Source organism: Micromonospora echinaurantiaca, from assembly GCF_900090235.1.
Taxonomy (GTDB): domain Bacteria; phylum Actinomycetota; class Actinomycetes; order Mycobacteriales; family Micromonosporaceae; genus Micromonospora; species Micromonospora echinaurantiaca.
On sequence record NZ_LT607750.1, the window covers coordinates 3,442,223 to 3,466,005 of the forward strand.

Genomic DNA, 23,783 nt, shown 5'->3' on the forward strand with positions numbered 1-23,783 from the left:
TTCGTCACGCGGTGCCGCCGGGGCGGCGGGGTGGGTTACGGCGGGTACGGCTGCGTCGGGCGGCGGCGCGCAGCGCGGCGCGGGCCAGCTCCGGCCGGTCGGCGGCGCCGTCGAGGCTGGCGGCGAGCGCCCGGATGGTGGGGTGGCGGAAGAGGTCGAGCATCTTGATCGAGCGGCCGGTGGCGGCGGTCAGCCGGGCGTGCACGGCGGCCAGGGCGAGCGAGTGCCCGCCGATGTCGAAGAAGTTGTCGGTGACCCCGACCTGGTCGCGGTCCAGCACCTCGCGCCAGATGCCGGCGATCAGTTCCTCGGTGTCGGTCAGGCCGTCCGGGCCGGCGGGCAGCACGCCGCGCGGCGGCTCGGCGGCCGCCACGCTCATCGCGCCGAGCTGGGGGGTGGCCACGGTCGGCCGGGGCAGCTCGGCGGCCACCCGGTCCGCGGGGGCGTCCGGCGTGGCGGCCAGGGCGCCGACCAGCGCCACCAGGTCGGCGAGCAGCCCCTCGACCCGTTCGGCGTCGAACAGGTCCGGGTTGTAGACCACCTCGACACCCCAGCGGCCGTCCCGCTCGACCACGTAGACGGTGATGTCGAACGGGGACCCCGGCTTCGGCACGGCGACCGGCTCCGCGGTCAGCCCGGCCAGCGCGAGCCGCGGCGCGGCGAAGTTGAGCACGTTGAACAGCACCTGCACCAGCGGGGCGCGGGCGGTGTCCCGGCCCACCCCGAGGGCCTCGACGATCTTCTCCAGCGGCGCCCCCGGGTGGGCGGTCGCCTCGTGCAGTTCGGTCGCGCACCGGTCGACCAGCTCGGCGAAGCTGGCCGCGCCGCCGCGTACCCGCACCGGCACGGTGTCGATGAAGAAGCCGACCACGTCGTCGAAGGCGGCCAGCCGCCGGTCGGCGACGATCGCGCCGAGCACGTGGTCGGCGCCGCCGGTGAGCCGGCGCAGCAGTTCGCCGAAGCCGGCCAGCAGCACCGCGGCGACGGTGGTGCCGCGCCGTTCGGCCAGCGCGCGCACGGCCCGGCCGGTGGCCTCGGGCAACCGCACGGCCGCCTCGGCGCCGGTGTAGGTCGCCACCGCCGGCCGGGGCCGGTCGCGGGGCAGTTCGAGGACGGTCGGGGCGTCCCGCAGGTGCTCGCGCCACCAGGCCAGGTCGGCCGCGCCGCGGTGCCGGTCCCGCTCGGCCCGCCACACCGCGTAGTCGGCGTACGTGGCGGCCAGCGCCGGCAGCCGCGGCGTCCGCCCGGCGACCGCCTGGGCGTACGCCGCCGCGAGGTCGTCGTAGAGCAGCTTCTCCGACCAGCCGTCGAAGACCGCGTGGTGCAGGGTGATCGCCAGGACGTGCTCGTCCACGCCGAGCCGGTAGACGGTCACCTGCCAGGGCGGCCCGGTGGCCAGGTCGAAGGCGTGCGCCGCACCGGCGGCCAGCATCCCGGCCAGCTCCGCCGCGGCGTCGGCGCCGCCGGTCAGGTCGACCACCGGCACGGCCACGTCGGTCGGCTCCTCGCGGACCGCGTACGGCACGCCGGCGGTCTGCGGGATCCGCCAGCGCAGCACGTCGTGCCGTTCGGCGACGGCGCGCAGCGCCGCGCCCAGGGCGGCGGTGTCCAGCGGGCCGCGCAGCCGGTGCGCCACCGCGATGTTGTACGGCGCGCTGGACGGGGCGAGCTGGTCGACGAACCAGAGCCGCCGCTGCGGCGGGGAGAGGGTGGGCGGGTTGCCGGTGGTCAGCCCGTCGCCGTCGGCGGGAGCCGCGGCGCGGACCCGCTCGACGAGCCCGGCCAGGGTCCGCCCGGTGAAGACGTCCCGGGCGTCGACCTGCCGGCCGAGTTCGGCGCGGAGCGCGGCGACCAGCCGCATCGCGGCGATCGAGTTGCCGCCGGCGGCCAGGAAGTCGCTGGTCGGGTCGGGTGCGGCGCTGAGCAGCCGGCCCCAGATCCGGGCCACCCCGGCCGCCAGCGGCTCGTCCGCGCCGGCCGGGTCGGCCGCTGCGACCGGCTCGGCGGGGCGGCCGGCGGCGGCCAGCGCGCGCAGCGCCGCCCGGTCCAGCTTGCCGCTGGTCGGGCTGACCGGCAGCTCGGCCAGGCGCAGCACCCGGGCCGGCAGCATCGCGGCGGTCAGCCGCGGCCCGGCGTACGCCCGCAGCAGCTCGTCGTCGGGCGCGTCGGCGGGGGTGAGGAACGCGACCAGCTCGGTGCCGGCCGGGCCGGGCAGCGCCTCCACCGCGACCCGCTCCACCCCGGGCAGGTCGGCCAGCACCGCCTCCACCTCACCCAGTTCGATCCGCTGGCCGCGGACCTTCACCTGCCGGTCGGCGCGGCCCAGGTAGACGATCCGGCCGTCCGGGTCCTGCCGCACCAGGTCACCGGTGCGGTAGAGCCGCTCGCCGGGCAGGTCGGAGAACGGGTCGGGGACGAACCGTTCGGCGGTCAGCGCGGGCCGGTTGAGATAGCCGTCGGCCAGGCCCGGGCCGCCGATCAGCAGCTCGCCGGTCTCCCCCGGCGGCACCGGGCGCAGCCGCTCGTCCACCACGTACGCCCGGTGGTTGGGCAGCGGGCGGCCGATCGGCACCGGGTCGCGATCGGCGGCGGTCAGCTCGCCGCTGACCGCGAGCACGGTGGTCTCGGTGGGCCCGTAGCCGTTCAGGAGGAGCCGTCCAGGCGCCCAGCGGGCGGCCAGCTCGGCGGGCACCGCCTCACCGCCGCAGAGCACCACCCGCCAGGCCGGCAGCTCGGCCGGGTCGAGCATGGACAGCACGGTCGGGGTGATGAACCCCCAGTTCACCTCGTGCGCGGCGATGAACCGGGCGAGCCGTACCGGGTCGGCCCGGTCGTCGGCGCCGAGCAGCTGGACGGCGCCGCCGAGCAGCAGCGGCAGGAACAGGTCCATGGTGGCCGCGTCGAAGCCGAGCGAGGCGATGCCGAGGCTGCGCACCCCGGCGTCGGCGCCGGTCAGCGCGGCGCAGCCGGTGACGAACTCGACCACGTTGCGGTGGGTGGTGAGCACCCCCTTGGGTCGGCCGGTGGAGCCGGAGGTGAACAGCACGTACGCCGGGTCGCCGGGGCGCGCCGGGCAGGGGGCCAGCGGGGCGGGGCCGGGCAGGCCGACCGCCTCGACGCCGGGCACGTCGCCGAACTCCGCCTCGGCGGCGTCGCCGACCACCACGGTCACCCCGGCGTCGGCGGCGATCTCCCGCAGCCGCCGGCGCGGCCCGCCCGGCTCCAGCGGCACGTAGCAGGCGCCGGCGAGCAGCACCCCGACCACGGTGACCACCAGGTTGGGGGTACGGGCGCCGCAGACACCGACCCGCGTCTGCCGGCCGACGCCGCGCTCGCGCAGCGCGGCGGCAACCCCGGCGGCCCGGGCCAGCAGTTCGCCGTAGCTGAGCCGGGTGTCCCACTGGCGCACCGCTACCGCGTCCGGGGTGCGGGCGGCCTGGGCGGCGATCAGCTCGGCCAGCGTGGCGTCCGGCCAGGGCAGGTCTTCCCCGTGCACGGCGCTGATGGACAGGATGTCGGTCACCCGTTCACTCCCCGGTGGCTCACTGGATCGGTGATCTGCATCCGCAGCTCGCTGACGTAGCCGCGGCCCCGCGCGTCGGTCACCCAGGCGTCCGCCGGGTCCGGCAGCAGCTCGCTCACGGTGACCGTGACGTCCGGGCCGGTCTTCGCGGCGGCGTCGACCATCGCGCAGAGCGACTGCGCGTGCAGCGGGCCGGTGAGGTCGACGTAGCAGGGCTTGACCTCGGTGCCGACCTTGACGAAGACCCGCTCGGGCAGTCCGAGCCGCGCCCGCCAGCGGCGAACCGCGAGGAACCGCTCGGCCTCGCCGGTGACCCCGGCCAGGCCGGTCTCCGCCACCGTGGTCCGCCAGGTACGCCGGGCCACGACCAGCCGGTCGATGGTGATCCGGGGTGTGTGCGCGGCCGGGGCGAGCAGCTTGAACGCGTCCAGCAGTAGCGCGCCGAGCAGGGTCGCGAAGATCTCCATCACCGGCCAGCGGGTCCCGTCGGGCAGCACCGCGACCCACCCGTCGGCGCCGGGCTCGACCACCGCCTCGGTGGCCCGCACCAGCCGGTCGACGTCCGCGCCGTGTGCCGTGTCGATGCCGAACTGCCGGTCGGCGGGCCCGTCCAGCGCGTACGTCATCCGGGTGCTGTGCCGCGGGAAGCTCTCCGGATAGAGCACCCGGGCCCGGGCCGGGCCGAGGTCGGCGTCCAGGGCGGCCCGCAGCGCCGCCCGGTCGGGGTGGAACGGGGTCAGCACCGCGCTGTCGAACGGGACGTACGCCGGGTGCAGTTCGCCGAGGACGAGCAGGAAGTCGCCCCGGTCGACCGCGTCCAGGCCGGCGGCGCTGACCTGCACGTCGGGGCTGTGGATCCGGGCGGACGGCCAGCCGGGTCGGTCGGCGCCGAACAGGGCGCGGGCCCGCTCGGCCAGGTCGGCGCTGCGCAGCCGCAGCTCGGCCTGGCCGGGGGCGGCCGTGTCCAGGCCGACCAGCTCCGCCCAGCGGGCGGTCAGTTCCGCGCCGGCGCTGGCGATCGGACCGTCCGGGGCGAGCAGCAACCCCTGCGCGAGGGCCCAGACGTCGGCCAGCCGCACCGGCCCGTCGCCGCGCAGTTCGGCGTGCAGGTCGGCCACGATCCGCTCACCGGCCGCGCCGACCTCGGCGGTCAGCCAGCGGGCGGCGGTCAGCACGATCGCCAGCGGTTCGGCCAGGGCCTCCAGCACCCGGGAGCCGACCGTGACGTCCAGGTCGCGGGCGGTCTCCTCGTAGAGCACCGTGCGGCCGACGTACATCTGGCCGGCCTGGCGGGTGGCGGGCCGGCCGGTGACGGCGGTGAACTCGGTGTTCAGCGCGGCGAGCGCGGTGCCGAGCCGGTCCGGGTCCCCCGCGGCCTCGGCCACCGCGTCGCGCGCCGCGCGCAGCCGGTCGAACGCGGCGGCCACCTCGGCGCGGACCGGCGGGTCGCCGATCGCGGCGATCCGCTCCGCCAGCACGCGCTCGGCCACGGGACTGACCGGCAGGCCGGCGTCCCAGGTCAGCAGGTTCCGCTCGACCAGCCGGTCGAGCAGCAGGCAGCCGTCGTCCGGGCTGCGCAGCTTTCCGTCGGCGCACAGCCGCCGCACCAGCTCGGCCGCCGGGGTACGCCCGTCGCAGGCGGCCAGCAGCCGCGCCTCCACGGCGGACAGCTCGGTCGGCGGCAGCAGCGGCCGGGTGACCTGCCGGCCGGAGAGGCTCAGGTGCGGCGGCAGGGCCGGCGCCCACCAGCGGCGCACCGCCAGGTCGTCGGCGAGCCGGTCGGCGTACGCGATCAGCGCCCACGCCTCGAAGTGGACCTCGCGCCGGGACACCAGCGCCGGACCGGGCCGCAGCCGGGTGGTCGGCTGGTCGGGGTCGAGCCGACCCCAGCAGACCGGCCCGAAGAACCCGATCGTCTCGGCCTTGCCGCAGTAGCGCTGCCAGTAGCGCAGCAGGCTCAACTCGCGCTTGCGGCGGCGGACGTTGCGGACCGTTGGGTCGGTACGCAGCAGGCCGTCCAGCGCGATCAGCATCTCCGGGTTCTGCCAGGTGACCGCCTCACGTAGCAGCGGGTCGGCGGCGATCTCGCCGCACACCGCCGAGCTGTCGGCGAGCGCCGCCGTGAACGCCTTGTCGAACAGGTCGGCGGTGTCCTCGCCGGCGAGCAGAGCGTCGGCGGCGGCGGCGACCTCGGGGGCGGCGAAGGCGTCCAGCCCGGCCGCCGGGAAACCGGCGGTACGCAGCACGACGTCGCGCCACACCGACCAGCCGGTGTCGCCGAGCGGAACCCGGTGGCTCATGACGCTCATCGAGCGGCCTCCCGCTCGTCGGCGTCGACGATGTGCAGCCGCAGTTCGCTGAAGTAGCGCCGGCCGGCCGCGTCGGGCACCCAGGCGTCCGCCACCGTGGGCAGCATCTCGCTGATCACCAGCGAGGTGTCGTCGCCGCCGTCGGTGCGGGCGGCCCGCACCATGGCGCAGAACATGTTGCCGAAGGCCGGGCTGCTCAGGTCGACGAAGCAGGGCTTGGTCTCGGTGCCGAGCTTGACGTAGACCTGCTCGGGCAGGCCGAGCCGGCGGCGCCAGTCCCGGACGGCGAGGAACCGGTCGCGCTCGCCGGTGACGGTGGCCAGACCGCTGCCGCCGACCGTGGTACGCCAGGTCTGCCGCGCCACCACCAGCTCGCCGACGGTGATCCGCGGGGTGTACGGCGCGGCCGCGACCAGCTTGAACCCGTCCACGGCGTGCGCGCTGAGCAGCGGCGAGAAGACCTCGGTCAGCGTCCAGCGCTGCCCGTCCGGGGCGACGGCGAACAGCTCGCCGCCCTCGTCGGCAACGGTCAGCTCCACGGTCGGCAGCACCCGGTCCGGGTCGGCGCCGGGCGCCGGCGCGAAGGCCAGCTGCCGGTCGGTCGGACCGGCCAGCGCCTCGGCGACCCGACTGGTGCGCCGGGGCCAGTCGGTCGGGAAGAGCAGCCGGATCCGGCGCTCGCCGAGGTCGGCGGTGAGCGCGTCACGCAGCCGTCCCACGTCGGGGTGCGCCGGGGTGAAGACCTGGCAGTCGAAGGACGCCCAGGCGGCGTGCAGCTCGCCGAGCACCACCGTGTAGTCGCCGCGGGCCAGCGCCTCCGCGTCGGCGGCGCAGATCTGCAGGTCGGGGCTGTGCAGCCGGGCGTTGGGCCAGGCCGGCCGGTCGGCCGGGAAGACCTCGGCGACCCGGGCGGCGAGGTCGGCCACCGGCAGCCGGACCTCGGTGGCCCCGGGTGGCAGCCGGTCCAGGCCGAACAGTCCGGCCCAGCGGCCGGCGAACTCGGCGGCGACCGCGTCGACCGGCCGGGTCCCGTCGCCCCAGAACAGGCCCTGGGCCAGGAACCACAGGTCGGACAGGGCGACCGGGGCGCCGCCGGACTCGGCGCGCAGCTCGTCGTGCAGTTCCCGGAACGCCGCGCCGTACGCCCGCTCCAGCGCGTCGACCAGCCAGCGGGCGGCCTGGAGCAGCACCGCGAGCGGGGCGGCGATCCGGTCCAGCAGCGGCTGGCCGAAGACCACGTCGAGGTCCCGGCTGGTGTCCTCGTAGCAGAGGGTGCGGCCGGCGTACATCTCGCCGGCCCGGCGGCGCGGCGGCTGCCCGGTCAGCTCGGTGAAGGTGGTGTCCAGCGTGTCCAGCGCTGTACGCAGCCGTACGGGGTCGCCGGCCGCGGCGGCCACCGCGTCCCGGGCAGCGCGGAGCCGGTCGAAGCCGGCGCGGGCGTCCCGCCGCGCGGTCTCGTCACCGATCGCGTCGATCCGCCGGAGCAGCACGTCCTCGGCGTCCGGGCTCACCGGCAGCGCGGCGTCCCAGGTGACCAGTTCGCGCTCGACCAGCCGGTCCAGCAGCGCGTAGCCGTCCTCCGGGCGGCGCAGCCCGATCGCCGGGTCGGTGACCAGCTCGCGGGCCGGGCGCCGGCCGTCAGCGGCGGCCAGCAGCGCCGCCTCCACCCCGGTGAGCGTCACCGGCGGTCGGCCGGGCCGGCGGACGGTGCGGTCGACGAGGCTCAGCTGGGGGCAGAGCATCGGCGCCCACCAGCTGCGCACCGCGAGGTCCCGGCCGATCCGGTCGGCGTACGCGGTCAGCGCCCAGGACTCGAACCACACCCAGCGGCGCCGGGTCAGGCCGGGGCCGGGGCGCACGTCGGCAGTCTCCTCGCGGGCCGGGTCGAGGGTGACCCAGCAGCTCGGGCCGAAGAAGCCGACTGTCTCGTTCTTGCCGCAGTACCGCTGCCAGTACTTGAGCAGGGCGCGTTCCCGGTCGCGGCGCCGCACGTTGCGGGCCGGATCGGGGCCGCCGCGGGCGAGGCCGTCCAGGGCGAGCAGGGCGCCCCGGTTCTGCCAGGTGACCGCCTCCCGCAGCAGCGGATCGCCGGCCAGCTCGGTGAGCCGGCGGCCGGTGGCCGTCACCGCCTCGGCGAACTCCTTGTCGAACTGCTCCACGCCGGCGCCGGTCGCCAGCAGGTCGTCGGCGGCCGCGGCGGCCTGCGGCGCGGCGAACAGGGCCAGCCCGTCGGCGGGGAACCCGGTGGTGCGCAGGATGGCGTCCCGCCACACCGACCAGCCGGTGGCGCCGAGCGGCACCCGGTGCCCCTTGGACACCGCCGTGGCCGCCGGGCCGCCGGACGGACCAGCCGCCACGGGTGTTCCACCTCCGGACGGTCCAGCCGCCGTGGCTACCGCGGGGCCCTGCGTCACCGCCACGTCGGCCAGCGCCGCGCCGGCGAGCGTGGTGTCGGCGAGCGTGGTGTCGGCGAGGGCCGTGTCGAGGTCGGCGCGGATCAGGGCGAGCAGGTCGGGCAGCCGTTCGTGCAGGAAGAAGTGCCCGCCGTCGATGTCGTGCAGGATGAAGCCGGCGGCGGTGTGCTCGCGCCACGCCGCGCTGTGCGCCCGGGTGACCGCCCGGTCGTGCCGGCCGCTGAACGCCACGATCGGCACCGGCAGCGGCTCCTCGGGGACGTAGCGATAGCTGTCCACCCGGCCGAAGTCGGCGCGCAGCAGCGGCAGCAGCAGTTCGACCAGCTCCGGGTGGTCGAGCAGCTCGGCCGGCAGCCCGCCGCCCGCGCCGAGCCGGCGCAGCAGCTCGTCGTCGTCCACCCGGGACAGTCCGTCGAAGAGGCTGGGAGCGGTGACGTGCGGGGCGCGGGCGCCGCCGACGTACAGCCGCAGCGGCAGCGGCAGGCCGGCCCGGCGCAGCTCGCGGACCACCTCGAAGCCGACCCGGCCGCCCATCGAGTGGCCGTAGACGGCGTACCGGCCGGTGGCGCGCCCGGCGATGGCGTGCGCGACGTCGGCCACCCGGAACCGCGGGTCCTCGCTGATCCGGTTCTCCCGGCCCGGCAGCTGCACCGGCAGCACCTCGACGCCCGGGCCGAGGCCGTCCTGCCAGCGCCGGAACGCGCTGGCGCCCGCACCGGCGTAGGGCAGGCAGAACAGCTGGACCGGTGCCGGTTCCCGGCGGCCGGCGGAGACGAACCAGTTCACCGCGCGCCTTTCTGAGGGGGGTCGATCCAGTACCGCTGGCGCTGGAACGGGTAGGTGGGCAGTCCGGTCCGCCGGAGGGTGCCCTCGGGGTGCAACGCCGCCCAGTCCACGTCCCGGCCGGCGACCCAGGCCGCGGCCAGTTCGCGTAGCTCTCCCGCCGGCCCGGCCACCCGGGCGTCGGTGCCGAGCAGTTCGTCCAGCGCGGCGACGGCGCCGGCCGGGTCGGTCGCCACCACGGCCGCCCGGCAGCCGAAGGCCCGCCGGCCCAGCGCCAGCGTGGCGGCCACCTCGGCCAGCACCGGGGCGGTGCCGGCGAGGTGCTGGCGCAGCCGGGTCAGCGCCGCCCGCAGCGCGACCGGGTCCCGGGCGGAGACCGGCAGCAGGTACGCCGCGTCCGGGACGTCGACCGGCTCGACCGGCGGGGGTTGCTCCACCACGACGTGGGCGTTGGTGCCGCCGACCCCGAACGAGCTGACCCCGGCGACCCGGCGCGCCGCGTCCGGCCAGTCCCGCGCCTTGGTCGGCACGTAGAACGGGCCGGCGGCCAGGTCGACCTCGGGATGCGGGCGGGTGAAGTGCAGGTTGGGCGGGATCACCCCGTGCTGCACGGCGAGCACCGCCTTGATCAGCCCGGCGATGCCGGCGGCGGCGTCCAGGTGACCGATGTTGGTCTTCACCGAACCGAGCGCGCAGGTCTCCGCGGGGCCGGCGCCGGCGTACACCTCGTGCAGCGCGGCGACCTCGATGGCGTCGCCGAGCGGCGTACCGCTGCCGTGCGCCTCGATGAAGCGAACCTCGCCCGGCGCGACCTCGGCGGCGGCGAGCGCGTTGGCCACCGCGGCGGCCTGCCCGGCCGGCCCGGGCACGGCGAAGCCGGCCCGGTCGGCGCCGTCGTTGGTGACGCCCCAACCGGGCAGCACCGCGTAGATCCGGTCGCCGTCGGCCTGCGCGTCGGCGAGCCGGCGCAGCGCCACCACGCCGACACCCGAGCCGAAGCCGGCGCCGTTGGCCGCCTCGTCGAACGCGCGGCACCGGCCGTCCGGCGAGGCCAGCCCGCCCGGCGTGTGTCGGTAGCGGGGCCAGGTCACGTTCACCCCGCCGGCCAGCGCGATGTCGCACTGGTAGTCGGCCAGGCTCTGAGCGGCGAGGCAGACCGCGACCAGTGAGCTGGAGCAGGCACTCTGCACGGCGACCGCCGGCCCGGTCAACCCCAGCCGGTACGCCACCTGCCCGGGCAGGTGGTCGGTGAACTGCCGGCCGATCAGCCGGGCCTCCCAGTCGTCCGGGTCAACGTCGCCGACCACTGCCGGGTTGTCCATGAGGTGGAACAGGAAGTAGCGGTTGGCCGAGGTGGCCGCGTAGACCCCGACCAGCCCGGGGAACCGGGTCGGGTCGTGACCGGCGTCCTCCAGTGCCTCCCAGGCGGTCTCCAGGAATAGTCGGTGCTGCGGGTCGGTACGCGCCGCCTCCTGCTCGCCGAAGGAGAAGAAGCCGGCGTCGAAGTCGGCCACCCCGTCCAGCCGGCCGGCCGCCCGGACGTGCCGGGGGTCGTTGCGCAGCCGCGGCCCGATGCCGAGTGCGGCCAGTTCCTCGTCGGTGTGGTCGTGGATCGAGTCGACGCCGGCGCAGAGGTTCCACCAGAAGGTGGCCGCGTCGGGGGCGCCCGGGAAGCGGCCGGCCAGGCCGACCACCGCGATCTCGTCGCCGGTGTACTCGCGGGCGGCGGTGGTCGGTGCGGCCGGCGGCAGCATCGGCGCGCGCACCGGTTCCAGCGGCGCGTCGATCAGCCGGGCCTGGTCGGCCACCGTGGGGTGGTCGAAGAGGCGCAGCAGCGGCAGCCGCACCCCGAACCGCTCGGCCAGCCGCTGCTGCACCTGACCGAGCAGCAGCGACTGCCCGCCGACGTCGAAGAAGCTGGCGGTGCGGCCGACCGCGGCACGGCCGAGCACCGCGCACCAGATGTCGTGCACGATCCGCTCGGTGGGCGTGCTCGGCGCCTCGCTCGGCGGCACGTCGGCGGCCGGGTCGGGCAGCGCCCGCTCGTCGACCTTGCCGGTGACGGTGAGCGGGAACTCCTCGACCACCACCACCGCGCGCGGCAGCGCGTAGTCCGGCAGCCGCCGGGCGAGGGCCGCGCGCAGGGCCGCCGGGTCGAGCGACCCGCCGGCAGGTCGGGCGTACGCGAGCAGCTCGCCGTCGCGGGCGATGGCGCGGACCGCGGCGACACCCGGCTGTTCGGCGAGCACCGCCTCGATCTCGGTCAGCTCGACCCGGAACCCGCGTACCTTGACCTGCCGGTCGAGCCGGCCGAGGCAGACCAGCTCGCCGCCGGGCAGCCGCTCGGCCAGGTCGCCGGTGCGGTACGTCGGCACCCCGTCGGGGTCCACACCGAACCGGTCGCTGTGCTGGTCGAGATAGCCGGGGGCGAGGTGCCGGCTGCGCACCACGAGTTCGCCGTCCGGGGCCAGCCGTAGCTCGTAGCCGGGCAGCGCGGCGCCGATCGGCAGCGGCCCGGTGGCGGCCGGATCGGCCGCGGCCAGCGGCAGCGTGTACCGGGCCGCGAAGGTCAGCTCGGTCGCGCCGTAGCCGTTGACCAGCAGGCAGTCCGGGGCGAACCGGTCGCGGCCGCGCGCGGCGTCGGCGTGGGTGGCCTGCTCGCCGCCGAGCAGCACCACCCGGACGTGGTCGAGCCGGCGCTCGCCGAGGGTGTCGAGCAGGAACCGGTAGACGGTGGGGGTGGAGTGGTAGACGGTGACCCGGTGCCGGGCGAGCTGCTCGACGGCGTGCGCCAGGCCGTGCCGGCGTAGTTCCACCGGTACGACCGCGGCGCCGGCCAGCAGGGCCGGGTAGAGGTCCGGGATGGCCGCGTCGAAGCTGAACGAGGCGAGCAGGCTGAGCCGGTCGGCCGGGCCGAGGTCGAGGGTGGCGATCTGGTTGTCGACGACGTGCAGCAGGTTGCGGTGGGTCTGTCCGACCGCCTTGGGCACGCCGGTGGAACCCGAGGTGAACAGCACGTACGCCAGCGCGTCCGGCTCGACCGGCACCGGGCGCAGCGGGGCGGGCGGCGGCGGAGCGTCCACGGTGAGCACCCGGGCCTCGGGCCGGTCGGCGGTGAGCCGGCGCGCCGCCTCGGCGTGCTCGGCTCCACTCAGGACGGTGCCGACCCCGGCGGCGGCGAGCATGTGCCGCAGCCGCTGCTCGGGGAAACCGGGATCCAGCGGCACGTACGCGCAGCCGGCCGCGAGGGTGCCGAGGATGGCCGCGATGGTGGGCGTGCCGTGCGCGGTGAGCAGAGCGACCCGGTCGCCCGGCCGGACGCCGGCGGCGGTGAGCGCCGCGGCGTACCCGCCGGCCGCACCGGCCAGGTCGGTGTAGCTGAGCTGTTCGGACTCGCCGAGCACGGCCGGCAGTTCGGGACGCTGGGTGGCGACAGCGCCAAACCGATGGATGACCGTCGATTGTTCCATGTCAGACTACGGACGTCGCCCCACAACAGGACAGCAAACAGGGTTCGACAAGGCCGATCATGATCCCCCCCAGGACTCAACAGTGGATTGAGCATATGGCTCAATACCTGGGAAGAAAGATCATCGATTAGAGTCGGGCCGAAGAGCCGAACGGGCCCTCGGACGAGGGACGAAGAAAATCGTCCGATCATCCCCCTAGCGCGTAGAGGACCTACCGCCTAAGGGCTTACCGTCAAGTAATCTTACGGTAAAACAGGGCCGAGACCGCGAAACTTCCCGAAATGCGGGCCATGTCCACAGTCCGACATGGCCTCCGCCGATGCCCGACTGCTCACCCGTCGTACGGCGGTACCGGCTCGATCGTGCCGTCGAGACCGCGCGGAAGCCGGGCCACCATTTCCCGGAACTCGCCGACCGTCACCGCCTGCCGAAGCGTCGCGAAGACCGCGCCGGCACCGACTCGGGCGGTCGCCTCGTCGACCCCGGCCCGCTCCCCCACCCGGCGTAGGAATGCCGCCGGCCCGAACGCGGCCGACCGGCCCTCGATTGCCTCGGTGCCCGGCGCCAGGTAGTCGCCCAACTCGTCCGGGAGCTGCCCGGCCAGGTCGTCCGCCTCGCCGCCGGTCACCCGCTCGGCCATCGTCTGCAGCACGGCCCGGGCGATCGCGGCTGCCTGCTCGGGCGGTAGTCCGGAGCGGCGGGACACCGCGTCCACGAAACGGGGAAAGCGCACGGCGCCTCCTGTCGTCACCGGCCCCGCGGATACCCCCGCCCCGCGCCGGCAAACGCCGGGCACCAGCGTGGCGGACACCATCGCGACCGGTCAGCGCCGGGCCAGCCACACCGCACGGCGTTGTCGCGGCGGGTCAGCGCAGCCCGGCGGACGCCCGCAGGTGGTCGAAGATGAGCTGGTCCACCGGCGAGACCCGGTGCCGGTCGGCGTATCCGAGCCAGCCGACCTCGGCGATCTCGTTGGCCGCTCGCAGGGTGCCCCGATACTCCGCCGAGTAACAGGTCATCCGGACCATTGTGCCCGCCGAATGGCCGTGCGCCTGCGCGGTGAAGGTGCCGACGTGCACGGCGCTCTCCGGCAGCACGACGACGCTCAGCTCCTCGGCGATCTCCCGACAGAGCGTCGCCAGGTCGGTCTCGCCCGGCTCCCGCTTGCCGCCCGGCAGGTACCAGACGTCCCGCCCCCGCGAGCGGGTGCTGAGCACCCGGCCATCCTCCAGGCGGATCCAGGCGATCTTGTCGACGTATCCCACAGCCCTCCCCCTCCCTCTCAACCCACCGACTCATGATCGGCTGATGCGGAGCAGGGCGACACGCCGGGTCATCCCCTGCGGAACGTCATCCGATCATGAGAGGTGCCCACCCGCGCGGGTGAGCACGCCGGCGGCGGCGAGGGCGCAGCAGCCGGCGACGGCCGCGAGCAGCGCGCCGTAGCCGGTGCGGTGCAGCAGGAGCGCGCCGGCCAGCGGCGCCGTGGCCTTGGCCAGCGTGACCGGCGCGGCGAGCAGGCCGGCGACGGCGGCGTAGCCGACGGTGCCGTAGCGGTCGGCCAGCAAAGCCGGGACGGCCAGGCTGGCGACACCGAACCCGAGCCCGAACGCGGCGACGCCGAGGACCGCGCCGACCCGGGTACCGCCGGCCGCCGCCAGACCGAGCGCGGCGGCCGCCTGGAGCGCGAAGATCACCGCGAGCACGGTGGGCACGGACAGCCGCCGCCGAGCCCCGGTGAGGACGAGCCGACCGGTGACCGACAGGATGCCGAGCAGACCGGCCACCGTGGTGGCGAAGGTCGCGGCGTGGCCGCGGTCGGTGAGGAAACCGACGAGGTGCACGGTCATCGTGCTGGTGGCCGCCCCGTGGACGACGAAGGTGGACACCAGGATCCAGAACCGGGCGTCCCGCACCGCCCGCCGCGTCGCGCCCCGTGGCCGGTCCGGTCGCCCCTGGCCGCCAGCGTACCGGGACGCGGCGCGGTCGGGGTGCGGGCCGGGTGGCCGGCGCACGGCGGCGGCGTGCAACGGCACGGTGGACGCGTGCACAACGGCCAGGACGAGCAGCGCGCCGCGCCAGTCCAGCCGCGCGACCAGCAGCCCGGTGAGTGGCAGGAAGATCGTGCTGGCGAAGCCCGCGACGATGGTGACGGCGAGCAGGGCCGGGTCCCGGCGGGGTGGCGCGTACCAGGAGACGATGACCGCGAACGCCGGTTCGTAGAGGACCATCGCACCGGTGACGCCGATGCCGATCATCACCGCGTAGAGCTGCCCGACGGTGTCCACCTGGGACCAGGCGATCAGCAGCGCCGTGGCGGCCAGCGACCCGCCGGTCATCAGGCCGCGCCCGCCGTGGCGGTCGAGCCACCGTCCGACCGGGACGGCGGCGAGCGCCCCGGCGATCACGGACGCGGTCAACGCGCCGGTCACGGCTGCGGTGGACGCGCCGAGGGCCGCCGCCATCGGCTCCAGCAGCACCGCGTACGCGTAGTAAAGGGTGCCGTAGCCGATGGTCTGGGTGACGGCCAGCGCGGCGACCATCCGGCCCGGCCGCCCCGCGGGGCGCCCGCCGATCCCGGCGTCGGCGGGCACCCCGGTGGCCGTGGCCATCAGCCGCCGCAGCAGCCGGCGTCGCCGCCGACGGTGGCCAGCGGGATCAGGTTGACCGGCGCGGCGAGCAGGCCACCGCTGACCCCGGTGGCCAGCCCGCGGCCCGCTGGCCCGGCAGCCGATGCGGTGCCGCAGCAGCTGTCGCCGCTCACCGCTTCCGCCGGGTCGCTGTTGCACACCCCGGTCTCCGGGAGTTCCAGCCGCACGTCGCGGGCCGCCGCCCAGTCGCCGGCCAGCGCGGCGACCACCGAGCGGACCTGCTCGTAGCCGGTGGCCATCAGGAACGTCGGCGCCCGCCCGTAGCTCTTCATGCCCACCGCGTAGTAGCCGGGCTCCGGGTGGGCGAGCTCGTCGACGCCGTGCGGCGGGACGGTGCCGCAGGAGTGCTCGTTCGGGTCGATCAGCGGAGCGAGCGCCCGGGTGGCGCCGAGCACGGGGTCGAGGTCCAGCCGCAGCTCGCCGGCGATGGAGTGGTCGGGGCGGAAGCCGGTGGCGGCGACGATCCGATCCACCACGATGGACTCCGTACCGCCGTCGGCGGCCCGCACCACCACGGCGACCCGCCCGTCGGCCGGGTCGAGCGCGTGCACGGAGAAGCCGGTGAGCAACCGGATCCGACCGGCCTCGACGTGCTCGCGCAGCCGGGAGCCGAGGGCGCCCCGCGCCGGCAGCGCGTCCGCGTCACCGCCGCCGTAGGTCCGTGCCGGGCTGGCGCTGCGGATCGCCCAGGTCACCTCGGTGCCGGGCGCGCCGATCGCCAGCTCGGCCAGGGACAGCAGCGTGTTCGCCGCCGAGTGTCCCGCCCCGACCACCAGCGTGTGCCGGCCGGCGAACCGGTCCCGGTCGGCGCCGAGCACGTCCGGCAGCGCGTGCTCCAGGTACGGCGCGGCCTCGCCCTCGCCGCGGGCGGGCAGGCCGGAGGCGCCGAGCACGTTCGGCGTATTCCAGGTGCCGGAGGCGTCGATCACCGCGCGGGCGAGCAGGTCCTCGCCGTCGGCGAGCCGGACCAGGAAGGGGGTCTGCTCGCGGCCGGCGGTGCGCAGCCGGTCCAGGCCGAGCCGGCTGATCGCCACCACCCGGGCGCCGTACCGCAGGTGCGGCTTGAGCTGCGGCAGCTCGGCCAGCGGCTGGAGGTAGTCGGCGGCAAGCTCGGCGCCGGTCGGCAGGGCGTCCAGGTCGGGGGCGACCCAACCGGCCGCGTCGAGCAGCCGCCGGCCGGCGGCGTCGAGGTTGTACCGCCACGGGGAGAAGACCCGCACGTGACCCCACTGGCGCACCGCCGCGGCGGCGGTGTCGCCGGCCTCCAGCACGGTGAAGGGCAGGCCGCGCTCGTGCAGGTGGGCGGCCGCGGCCAGCCCGACCGGCCCGGCGCCGACGACCACGACGGGCAGCTCGTCCAGGACGTTCATCAGGAAACTCCTCTGTCTTGACAATGATCGAAACAAAAGGGCGGACGGTGGCCCGGGCGGGCCGCGCGTACGACGGTCAGGTGATGGCGGGGCTGCGGCGTTCCAGCAGCACGACGTCGCGCCACCGGCCGTGGTGCCGACCGACGCGCTCCCGCACGCCGATCACCCGGAAGCCGGCCCGCTCGTGCAGGGCCAGGCTGGCGGCGTTCTCCGGGAAGATGCCGGACTGGATGGTCCAGATGCCGGCCGCCTCGGTCGAGGCGACGAGCGTGTCGAGCAGCAGCCGGGCCACCCCGCGCCCCTGCGCGGCGGGGTCGACGTAGATCGAGTGCTCCACCACCCCGGCGTAGACCGCGCGGGTGGAGGTCGGCGTGACCGCGATCCAGCCGAGGACCGTGTCGTCACCGTCGACGGCCACGAAGCGGTGCGCGGGCAACCGGCCGGTGTCGAACCCGGCCCAGGTCGGTGCCACGGTCTCGAAGCTGGCGTTGCCGCCGTCGAGGCCCGCCTGGTAGATCGCCAGCACCCGGTCGGCGTCCTCGGGTCGCATCGGTCGGACGGTGAGGTCGGCCATCAGCAGGCTCCGTTCGGGCTGGGGGCCGGTCGGCCCATCACCACGTCCGCGGCGGACGGGAAGCAGTCGACACAGGCGTCGTTGACGCGGTAGAGCCGGGCGGTGCCGGCCGGCTCGGCGAACACGAACCGGACCTCGGTGAGGACCTTCAGGTGCTGGGAGACGGTGGACTGGGCCAGCCCGACCGCCGCGACGATCTCCCCGACGCTCATCGGCCGGGCCTGGCGGGCCAGGTACTCCACGATCTGCACCCGGGTCGGGTCCGCCAGCGCCCGGAACCACGACGCGTACGTCCGCGCCGTCGCCCGGTCCAGCAGGTCTGCCATTCCCGTTTCCTCTATCGTTAATCGCCGATCGGCGATGAAAGTGTAGCCGGTGCCGATGCGGCCAGCCGCACGGTGGCCACCACCAGCCGCGCCAGGGCGGTCAGGGTGGCCGGTTCGACCCGCTCGGCGGTGTCCGCCGGGCTGTGGTAGCCGGCCATGCCGGCACCGATGCCGACGGCGGCGAAGCCGGCGCCGCCGTAGCGCCGGTTGTCCGAGGCCACCGGCCCGGCCACCAGCGGTACGCCCACCTGCCGCCCGGCCTGGTCCAGCAGCGCGAGCAGCCGGTGGGCGGGCCCGCCCGCCTCGACCGCCGCCGCCCGGTCCAGCCGGCCGGCGCCGTCGACGTTGACGACGAGCGGGTCGGCGCCGGCGGCGCGCAGCCGACGGGCGTGTCGCGCGGAGCCGAGCGCGCCGATCTCCTCGGCGTCGAGCAGGGCGACGGAGAGCCCGACGCCGTCCCCGGCCTCGGCGGCCAGGATCCGGGCCGCCTCGAGCACCACCGCGACGCCGCTGGCGTTGTCCGACGCGCCCGGCTGCCGCAGTCCGGGGTGGTCGCCCACGCCGTCGTAGTGCGCGGTGAGCAGCACGTCGGGCCCGCCCGGCGCCGCCCGGCGGACGGTGGCGTGGAGGTTGGTGCCGGTGACGTCGAGCCGGCGCAGCGGGGCGTCGGCGGCCAGCCACCCCTGCTCGCCGGCCGCGGCGAGGAGCGCGCGGTGCGTGGCGGGGTCGAGGGTGAGGGCCGGCAACGGCCCCGGGTCCGGGCCGGCGAGGGTGGTGTACTGCCAGCCGTCCGCGTCGACGGGGCGGCTCAGCAGCAGGCCCGTTGCCCCGTGGGCGTACCCGTAGGCGTCGAAGAGGCTCATCCCCGCCGGCACCACCAACCACCGGCCGGCCGGGTCCCCGGCGCCGGCCACCCCCAGCCGACCCCGCCGGACCTCGGCGGTGTACGCGGACGCGAGGTGGACGGCGACCTGCCGACCGGCGGTGAGCCGGTGCGCGCTGGTGCCGGCGCCCCAGGTCACCGTGGGCGCGGCGGCCAGCTCGGGCACCGCCCGCAGGGGGAACTCGTCGGTCTCCACCGTCGCGCCGAGCACGACCAGCTGATCGGCGAGCCAGCCCCGGGCGGCCGCCCCGCCGGCGGAGCCGACCCGCCGGCCGGCGAAATCGTCCGCGGCGAGGGCGGCGACGGTGGCGACCATCCGGTCACCGGAGATCTCCCCCGGCGGCGCGGTCGGGTCCGCGGGGATCATCCGCAGCACCCCTGGCCGGCGTCGACGGCGGCGGTCTTCGCCTCGGCACCGCAGCAGGCGCCCACGGCTTCGGCCTCCTGCCGGGTGCCGCAACACGGGCCGGACGTCGCGGGCGGGCCGGCGGGCGGCAGGATCGAGCCGACCGCCTGGGCCGGGCTGCCGCAGCAGCCGCCGGATCCGGTGACCGCCAGGGCGGCGGCCGGGTCGCCGGCGAACCCGCCGGTCGGTTGGATGTGCTCGCTCATCGTGGTCGCCGTCCCGTCGCTCATCGAGGGCTGATCAGGGTGTGGATGCTGGTGCGAACGCGGTCGTAGCGCCGCTCCGCGCGCTGGTTGGCGGTGGACACCTGGGCGCAGGAGTCGCAGAAGCGCACTCCCGCCCGAGCCGCCACCGACCGCCGGGCCTTGCCGAACATGACGATCCCCTTCCGACGGAGCCTGTCTTGACGTCCGTCTAAGCAGAGACTTGCACGCTGATTAGAGAGATGTCAACCTAGAGGAATGTCAAAGCAGCCGACGCCACTGACCGTGCTGGACGCCGAGACGCCGTGCTGCCCACCACTGGCGCAGCGCCGGGTGCCGGCGGAGACGGCCGCCGTCCTCGCCCCCGCCTTCAAGGCCCTCGGCGACCCGGTCCGGCTCCAGCTGATGTCCATGATCGCCTCCGCCGAGGACGGAGAGGCGTGCGTCTGTGACCTCACCCCCGCCTTCGACCTCAGCGGGCCGACCATCTCCCACCACCTGCGGACGCTGCGCGAGGCTGGTCTGGTGGACGCGGAGCGACGGGGCACCTGGGTCTACTACCGGGCCCGCCCGGGCGTGCTGCGCCAACTCGCGGCCCTGCTCACCATCGAGCCGACCCCTGCCAGATAGCCGACCCCACCCGACTCACGGCCGGCCGCTTGCAGCCGCGCGCCGGGCAGCCGGCCGGCGTCGTGACCGGCCCGACACGTGTGCGGCGAGCGCGGCCGTCACGTACGCCGCGTCGCGCCCCACCCCGCGCAGCGTGTTCGACGAGAACGACCGCTGGAACTCCAGGCCGAGGTAGCCGAGCCCGGGATGGGTGGTGGAGATCCCGGCACGCTGCCGGGGCAGGCCGCGGTCGAGGGTTCCGAGCGGTGCCAGGTAGTCCAGGTGCGGACGGTAGCCGGTGGCGAAGACGACGGCGTCCACCCGCTCGGTCCTGCCGTCACTCCAGACCACCCCGTCGTCGGTGAAGGCGGTGAACATCGCCCGGCGGGCCGGTGCGCCGGCGGCGATTGCGTCGCGGTAGATCCCGGTGTCGAGCACGGCGGCGTGCCGGACCAGCCGGGTGAGCACCGGGCGCGGCAGCAGGTCGGCGCCGGTGACGCGGAGCCAGTGGTGCAGATCCCGGCCCCGGATGCGCTGCGGCAGGAACCGGACGGGCGCGCGGGTGGCCAGGGTGACGTCCGCGTACCCGGCGAGTTCGTGGGCCACCTGCACCGCCGAGTTGCCGGCCCCCACGACCACGACCCGCCGTCCCGCGTACGGGTCGGGCCGGCGGTAGTCGGCGACGTGACACAGCTCCCCCGCGTACCGCTCCTGGCTGGGCAGGACCGGCAGGTAGGGGTTGCCGAACGACCCGCTGGCGGCAACCACGCCGGCGGCCGCGAGTTCGTCACCGGCGTCGGTGTGGACCAGGTAGCCGCCGTCGGGACGCGACCGCACGGCGGTGACCCGGACTCCGGTGCGGACGTCGGCGTCGAGACCGGCGGCGTAGCGCCGCAGGTACGCCACCACCTCGTCGCGGCTCGGGTAGCGCTCCGGGTCGCCGCCGAAGTCGAGGCCGGGCAGGGCGCTGTAGCGCGCCGGCGAGAAGAGGGTGAGGCTGTCGTAGTAGTCGGGCCAGGAGCCGACCGGCTCCACGCCGGCATGCAGGACGACGGGACGAAGGCCGGCGGTCAGCCCGGCCCGAGCGGCGGCCAGGCCGGACTGGCCCCCGCCGACGATGACCACGGGTTCGGTTCGAGGAGTCACGTGGACGATCATATCGTCGTTTTGTTGAATGACAATATGATGATGGTGGGGGAAGGTGGGAGGCATGCAGCAGGCGACGTCCGGACGGCCGGCCCCCTCGACCGCGAGCCAGGTCGACGCCCCGTCCGGGCTGGCACCGCAGACGCAGGAGTTCCTCAAGGCGCTGGGCAGCCCGACCCGGCAGCGGATCATGATGCTGTTCGCGCGGGGCGCCGAACTGTCGGTGGGCGAGGTGGCCGAGCGTACGGGCATCAGCCAGGCCACCGCGTCCCAGCAGCTGACGCTGCTGCGCAGAGGCCGGGTGGTCACGTCGCGGCGCGACGGGAAGACGGTCTACTACCGGGCGGACCGCGATGGCGCCCTCGCCGCCCTCGCCGAACTGCAGTCCTACCTGGCGACCTGCTGCTGAGCATCCGACCACGCCACGTCGGCCAGCCGGCGAGCCCGCACGACCCCGGACGCCACCCCGGCTTGACATCGCGCCGATTGCTCAGCGATAGTTGAGTCAATGAGCATTGAGCCTTCTTCTCTGATCGAGCGAGCGCGGGTCCACGCCGCCCTCGGCGACCCGGCGCGGCTGGCGATCGTGGACGCGCTCACCCTCGGCGACGCCTCCCCCGGCGAGATCGCCCACGCCCTCGACATGCCGACCAACCTGGTGGCTCATCACGTCAAGGTGCTCACCGAAGCCGGGCTCCTCGTCCGCACCCGGTCCGAGGGCGACCGGCGCCGCACCTACCTGCGGCTGCGGCCGGAGACCCTGGCCACCCTCGGCGCGCCCCCGCTGCCCGGGGTGGGCCGGGTCGTCTTCGTCTGCACCCACAACTCCGCCCGCTCGCAGCTCGCCGCGGCGCTCTGGCGGCACCGTACGCACGGCCCCGCCGCCTCGGCCGGCACGAGGCCCGCCGCCCGGGTCCACCCCCGGGCGATCGCCGTGGCGCACCGCCACCGGCTCGACCTCGACCCCACCGGCACCGCCCACGTCACGGACGTGGTCCGCGACGGCGACCTGGTGATCGCGGTCTGCGACAACGCCCACGAGGACCTCACCGGCCCGGTCCGGCCCCGGCTGCACTGGTCGGTGCCCGACCCGGTCCGGGTCGACACCGACGAGGCGTTCGAGGCCGCCTACACCGAGCTCGCCCACCGCGTCGAGCGGCTCGCCCCCGCCGTCACTCCCGCCGCCGGAGCCCACCGTGCCTGACACCCGCCCCCACCCGCGCGAGGACCTCGCCGTCGACCAGCACCTCGCCCTGCGTACCGCCGCGAGCCGGCTCGCCGCCGAATTCACCGGCAGCTACGGCATCGAGACCATCGAGCGGTTCCTGCACACCAGCTACGACCAGCTCGCCACGGCCGCCAGCATCCGCAACCACCTCCCGCTGCTCGCCGAGCGTTTCGCCCGCCAGCGCCTGCGGGCGCTGGCCCGCGTCGAAGGGCACCACCGCGACGGCCGCCCGGTCGTGCTGTTCCTGTGCACCCACAACGCCGGGCGCTCCCAGATGGCTCTCGGCTTCCTCAGCCACCTCGCCGGCGAGCGGGCCGTCGCCTGGTCCGGCGGCAGCGAGCCCGGCACCGAGGTCAACCCGGCCGCCGTCGCGGCGATGGCCGAACGCGGCATCGACATCTCGGCGGAGTTCCCCAAGCCGTGGACGGACGAGGTCGTCCGGGCCGCCGACGTGGTGGTCACCATGGGCTGCGGCGACGCCTGCCCCGTCTTCCCCGGCACGCGCTACGAGAACTGGGACATCGACGATCCTGCCGGCCTGACCGTGGCCGACGTACGGCCGATCCGTGACGCGGTCGAACGCCGGGTCCGCCGCCTTCTCGACGAGCTTCAGATCCCGACCCGATAACCCATCCCGCCGGGTCACCCCCGCTCGGGACGTCACCCTGAGGAAGAGCAGAGACTGATGACCATCGCCCTCCGGCGGCGCCTGCTGGCCGAGTTCCTCGGCACCGCCCTGCTGGTCACCGCCGTGGTCGGCTCCGGCATCATGGCCGCCACCCTCTCCCCCGGCGACGTCGGCCTCCAGTTGCTGGAGAACTCGATCGCCACCGCCCTCGCCCTGGGCGCCCTCATCCTGATCTTCGGCCCGGTCTCCGGGGCGCACTTCAACCCGGTCGTCTCCGCCGCCGACTGGTTCCTCGGCCGCCGCGCCGGCACCGGGCTGACCGGCCGCGACCTCGCCGGCTACACCGTCGCCCAGGTCACCGGGGCGGTCGCCGGATCGGTCCTGGCGAACCTGATGTTCGACCTCGCCGCCGTCGACCTGTCGGGCAAGGATCGCGCCGGGGCGCACCTCTGGCTGGGTGAGGTCGTCGCCACCATCGGCCTGATCCTGCTGATCTTCGCGCTGGCCCGCTCCGGGCGCGCACCCGTCGCACCGGCCGCCGTCGGCGCCTACATCGGCGCCGCCTACTGGTTCACCTCGTCGACCTCGTTCGCCAACCCGGCGGTGACCATCGGGCGGGCGTTCACCGACACCTTCGCCGGGATCGCGCCCGCCTCGGTGCCGGCGTTCGTCCTGGCCCAGCTGGTCGGGCTGGCCGCCGGCGTGGGCCTGCTCGCCGCGCTGTATCCCGACGCCGGCACCGCCGCGGACCAGGTCGTCGTCCCCGCCGGCGACCGGGCCGCCGCCGACCAGACACGTTGACCAGGCCGGACATCAACCGGCCACCACAGGAGAGGCACCCCCGATGAGCGACAAACCCAGCGTCCTGTTCGTCTGCGTACACAACGCCGGCCGGTCGCAGATGGCCGCCGGCTGGCTGCGCCACCTCGCCGGGGACGCCGTCGAGGTGCGCTCCGCCGGTTCGGCGCCCGCCGAGACGGTCAACCCGGCCGCCGTCGCGGCGATGCGGGAGGTGGGCGTCGACCTCACCGACCAGACGCCGAAGCTGCTGGAGTACGCCACCGCCGAGTCCTCCGACGTGATCGTCACGATGGGCTGCGGCGACGCCTGCCCGGTCTTTCCCGGCAAGCGGTACGAGGACTGGAAGCTCGACGACCCGGCGGGCAAGGGTGTCGAGGCGGTGCGCCCGATCCGCGACGAGATCCGCAGGCGGGTGGAGACGCTCCTCGCCGAGCTGACCCACGGTCGCTGACGGCCGGC

The 23,783-nt window shown here is 75.7% G+C and carries 20 protein-coding genes; 6 read left to right on the forward strand and 14 right to left on the reverse strand.

What is annotated here, in order from left to right; genetic code table 11:
- Positions 1–4: 4 nt before the first annotated feature.
- The 13 genes from GA0070609_RS15575 to GA0070609_RS33615 form a co-directional block, all read right to left on the reverse strand.
- Positions 5–3,523, reverse strand: a complete 3,519-nt coding sequence (locus GA0070609_RS15575; RefSeq protein WP_088994478.1) for a non-ribosomal peptide synthetase — start codon at positions 3,521–3,523, stop codon at positions 5–7.
- The gene (locus tag GA0070609_RS15580) at positions 3,520–5,832 is read right to left on the reverse strand and encodes a lantibiotic dehydratase (protein WP_231928793.1); all 2,313 of its coding nucleotides are present in this window, start codon (positions 5,830–5,832) and stop codon (positions 3,520–3,522) included. The genes GA0070609_RS15575 and GA0070609_RS15580 overlap by 4 nt, the downstream gene beginning before the upstream one ends.
- Positions 5,829–9,032, reverse strand: coding sequence for a thioesterase domain-containing protein (locus GA0070609_RS15585; RefSeq protein WP_088994480.1), 3,204 nt, complete (start codon positions 9,030–9,032; stop codon positions 5,829–5,831). The genes GA0070609_RS15580 and GA0070609_RS15585 overlap by 4 nt, the downstream gene beginning before the upstream one ends.
- Positions 9,029–12,499, reverse strand: a complete 3,471-nt coding sequence (locus GA0070609_RS15590; RefSeq protein WP_088994481.1) for an AMP-binding protein — start codon at positions 12,497–12,499, stop codon at positions 9,029–9,031. Before GA0070609_RS15590 ends, GA0070609_RS15585 begins: the two co-directional genes overlap by 4 nt.
- A gap of 331 nt (positions 12,500–12,830) precedes the next feature.
- Complete coding sequence (locus GA0070609_RS15595; RefSeq protein WP_088994482.1) at positions 12,831–13,232, reverse strand: DUF2267 domain-containing protein; 402 nt, start codon at positions 13,230–13,232, stop codon at positions 12,831–12,833.
- 133 nt (positions 13,233–13,365) lie between these two features.
- On the reverse strand, positions 13,366–13,764 hold the full coding sequence (locus GA0070609_RS15600) for an NUDIX hydrolase (RefSeq protein ID WP_088994483.1): 399 nt from the start codon (positions 13,762–13,764) through the stop codon (positions 13,366–13,368).
- A gap of 93 nt (positions 13,765–13,857) precedes the next feature.
- The gene (locus GA0070609_RS15605) at positions 13,858–15,111 is read right to left on the reverse strand and encodes an MFS transporter (protein WP_088994484.1); all 1,254 of its coding nucleotides are present in this window, start codon (positions 15,109–15,111) and stop codon (positions 13,858–13,860) included.
- Positions 15,111–16,520 carry an FAD-dependent oxidoreductase gene (locus tag GA0070609_RS15610; RefSeq protein WP_088994485.1) on the reverse strand — a complete coding sequence of 470 codons (1,410 nt, stop codon included), beginning with the start codon at positions 16,518–16,520 and terminating at the stop codon, positions 15,111–15,113. The genes GA0070609_RS15605 and GA0070609_RS15610 overlap by 1 nt, the downstream gene beginning before the upstream one ends.
- 76 nt (positions 16,521–16,596) lie before the next feature.
- Complete coding sequence (locus GA0070609_RS15615; RefSeq protein WP_088994486.1) at positions 16,597–17,094, reverse strand: GNAT family N-acetyltransferase; 498 nt, start codon at positions 17,092–17,094, stop codon at positions 16,597–16,599.
- On the reverse strand, positions 17,094–17,420 hold the full coding sequence (locus GA0070609_RS15620) for an ArsR/SmtB family transcription factor (protein WP_088994487.1): 327 nt from the start codon (positions 17,418–17,420) through the stop codon (positions 17,094–17,096). The genes GA0070609_RS15615 and GA0070609_RS15620 overlap by 1 nt, the downstream gene beginning before the upstream one ends.
- Before the next feature lie 17 nt (positions 17,421–17,437).
- Complete coding sequence (locus GA0070609_RS15625) at positions 17,438–18,670, reverse strand: M28 family metallopeptidase (RefSeq protein WP_197700302.1); 1,233 nt, start codon at positions 18,668–18,670, stop codon at positions 17,438–17,440.
- Positions 18,667–18,939, reverse strand: coding sequence for a hypothetical protein (locus GA0070609_RS15630; RefSeq protein ID WP_231928795.1), 273 nt, complete (start codon positions 18,937–18,939; stop codon positions 18,667–18,669). The genes GA0070609_RS15625 and GA0070609_RS15630 overlap by 4 nt, the downstream gene beginning before the upstream one ends.
- On the reverse strand, positions 18,936–19,085 hold the full coding sequence (locus tag GA0070609_RS33615) for a hypothetical protein (protein WP_172899340.1): 150 nt from the start codon (positions 19,083–19,085) through the stop codon (positions 18,936–18,938). Before GA0070609_RS33615 ends, GA0070609_RS15630 begins: the two co-directional genes overlap by 4 nt.
- Before the next feature lie 85 nt (positions 19,086–19,170).
- Here GA0070609_RS33615 and GA0070609_RS15635 point away from each other — a divergent pair, with 85 nt between their 5' ends.
- Positions 19,171–19,542 (forward strand): ArsR/SmtB family transcription factor, encoded by a 372-nt coding sequence (locus GA0070609_RS15635; RefSeq protein ID WP_088994488.1) that lies wholly within the window; start codon positions 19,171–19,173, stop codon positions 19,540–19,542.
- 15 nt (positions 19,543–19,557) lie between these two features.
- Here the strand turns inward: GA0070609_RS15635 and GA0070609_RS15640 are convergent, their stop codons facing one another.
- Positions 19,558–20,667, reverse strand: coding sequence for a flavin-containing monooxygenase (locus GA0070609_RS15640; protein WP_231928797.1), 1,110 nt, complete (start codon positions 20,665–20,667; stop codon positions 19,558–19,560).
- A 64-nt stretch (positions 20,668–20,731) separates the two neighbouring features.
- On the opposite strand from GA0070609_RS15640, the gene GA0070609_RS15645 reads away from it, so the two are divergent.
- The 5 genes from GA0070609_RS15645 to GA0070609_RS15665 all read left to right on the forward strand — a co-directional run bounded on the left by GA0070609_RS15645 (position 20,732) and on the right by GA0070609_RS15665 (position 23,775).
- Entirely contained in the window at positions 20,732–21,076 is a 345-nt protein-coding gene (locus GA0070609_RS15645) for an ArsR/SmtB family transcription factor (RefSeq protein WP_088994490.1), read from the forward strand.
- A gap of 99 nt (positions 21,077–21,175) precedes the next feature.
- Complete coding sequence (locus GA0070609_RS15650; RefSeq protein WP_088994491.1) at positions 21,176–21,871, forward strand: arsenate reductase/protein-tyrosine-phosphatase family protein; 696 nt, start codon at positions 21,176–21,178, stop codon at positions 21,869–21,871.
- Positions 21,864–22,523: an arsenate reductase ArsC gene (locus tag GA0070609_RS35025; protein ID WP_088994492.1), complete on the forward strand. Its 660-nt coding sequence runs from the start codon at positions 21,864–21,866 to the stop codon at positions 22,521–22,523. The genes GA0070609_RS15650 and GA0070609_RS35025 overlap by 8 nt, the downstream gene beginning before the upstream one ends.
- Before the next feature lie 57 nt (positions 22,524–22,580).
- Entirely contained in the window at positions 22,581–23,324 is a 744-nt protein-coding gene (locus tag GA0070609_RS15660; RefSeq protein ID WP_088994493.1) for an aquaporin, read from the forward strand.
- A gap of 43 nt (positions 23,325–23,367) precedes the next feature.
- Positions 23,368–23,775 (forward strand): arsenate reductase ArsC, encoded by a 408-nt coding sequence (locus GA0070609_RS15665; protein ID WP_088994494.1) that lies wholly within the window; start codon positions 23,368–23,370, stop codon positions 23,773–23,775.
- The last annotated feature ends 8 nt before the right edge of the window (positions 23,776–23,783 follow it).

Excerpts from the sequence above, each read along its gene's own strand:
- GA0070609_RS15580 (WP_231928793.1), bottom strand. The coding sequence starts at position 5,832 with ATGAGCGTCATGAGCCACCGGGTTCCGCTCGGCGACACCGGCTGGTCG.
- GA0070609_RS15590 (WP_088994481.1), bottom strand. The coding sequence starts at position 12,499 with ATGGAACAATCGACGGTCATCCATCGGTTTGGCGCTGTCGCCACCCAG.
- GA0070609_RS15605 (WP_088994484.1), bottom strand. The coding sequence starts at position 15,111 with ATGGCCACGGCCACCGGGGTGCCCGCCGACGCCGGGATCGGCGGGCGC.
- GA0070609_RS15610 (WP_088994485.1), bottom strand. The coding sequence starts at position 16,520 with ATGAACGTCCTGGACGAGCTGCCCGTCGTGGTCGTCGGCGCCGGGCCG.
- GA0070609_RS15615 (WP_088994486.1), bottom strand. The coding sequence starts at position 17,094 with ATGGCCGACCTCACCGTCCGACCGATGCGACCCGAGGACGCCGACCGG.
- GA0070609_RS15620 (WP_088994487.1), bottom strand. The coding sequence starts at position 17,420 with ATGGCAGACCTGCTGGACCGGGCGACGGCGCGGACGTACGCGTCGTGG.
- GA0070609_RS15625 (WP_197700302.1), bottom strand. The coding sequence starts at position 18,670 with ATGATCCCCGCGGACCCGACCGCGCCGCCGGGGGAGATCTCCGGTGAC.
- GA0070609_RS15630 (WP_231928795.1), bottom strand. The coding sequence starts at position 18,939 with ATGAGCGACGGGACGGCGACCACGATGAGCGAGCACATCCAACCGACC.
- GA0070609_RS33615 (WP_172899340.1), bottom strand. The coding sequence starts at position 19,085 with ATGTTCGGCAAGGCCCGGCGGTCGGTGGCGGCTCGGGCGGGAGTGCGC.
- GA0070609_RS15635 (WP_088994488.1), top strand. The coding sequence starts at position 19,171 with ATGTCAAAGCAGCCGACGCCACTGACCGTGCTGGACGCCGAGACGCCG.
- GA0070609_RS15645 (WP_088994490.1), top strand. The coding sequence starts at position 20,732 with ATGCAGCAGGCGACGTCCGGACGGCCGGCCCCCTCGACCGCGAGCCAG.
- GA0070609_RS15650 (WP_088994491.1), top strand. The coding sequence starts at position 21,176 with ATGAGCATTGAGCCTTCTTCTCTGATCGAGCGAGCGCGGGTCCACGCC.
- GA0070609_RS15660 (WP_088994493.1), top strand. The coding sequence starts at position 22,581 with ATGACCATCGCCCTCCGGCGGCGCCTGCTGGCCGAGTTCCTCGGCACC.
- GA0070609_RS15665 (WP_088994494.1), top strand. The coding sequence starts at position 23,368 with ATGAGCGACAAACCCAGCGTCCTGTTCGTCTGCGTACACAACGCCGGC.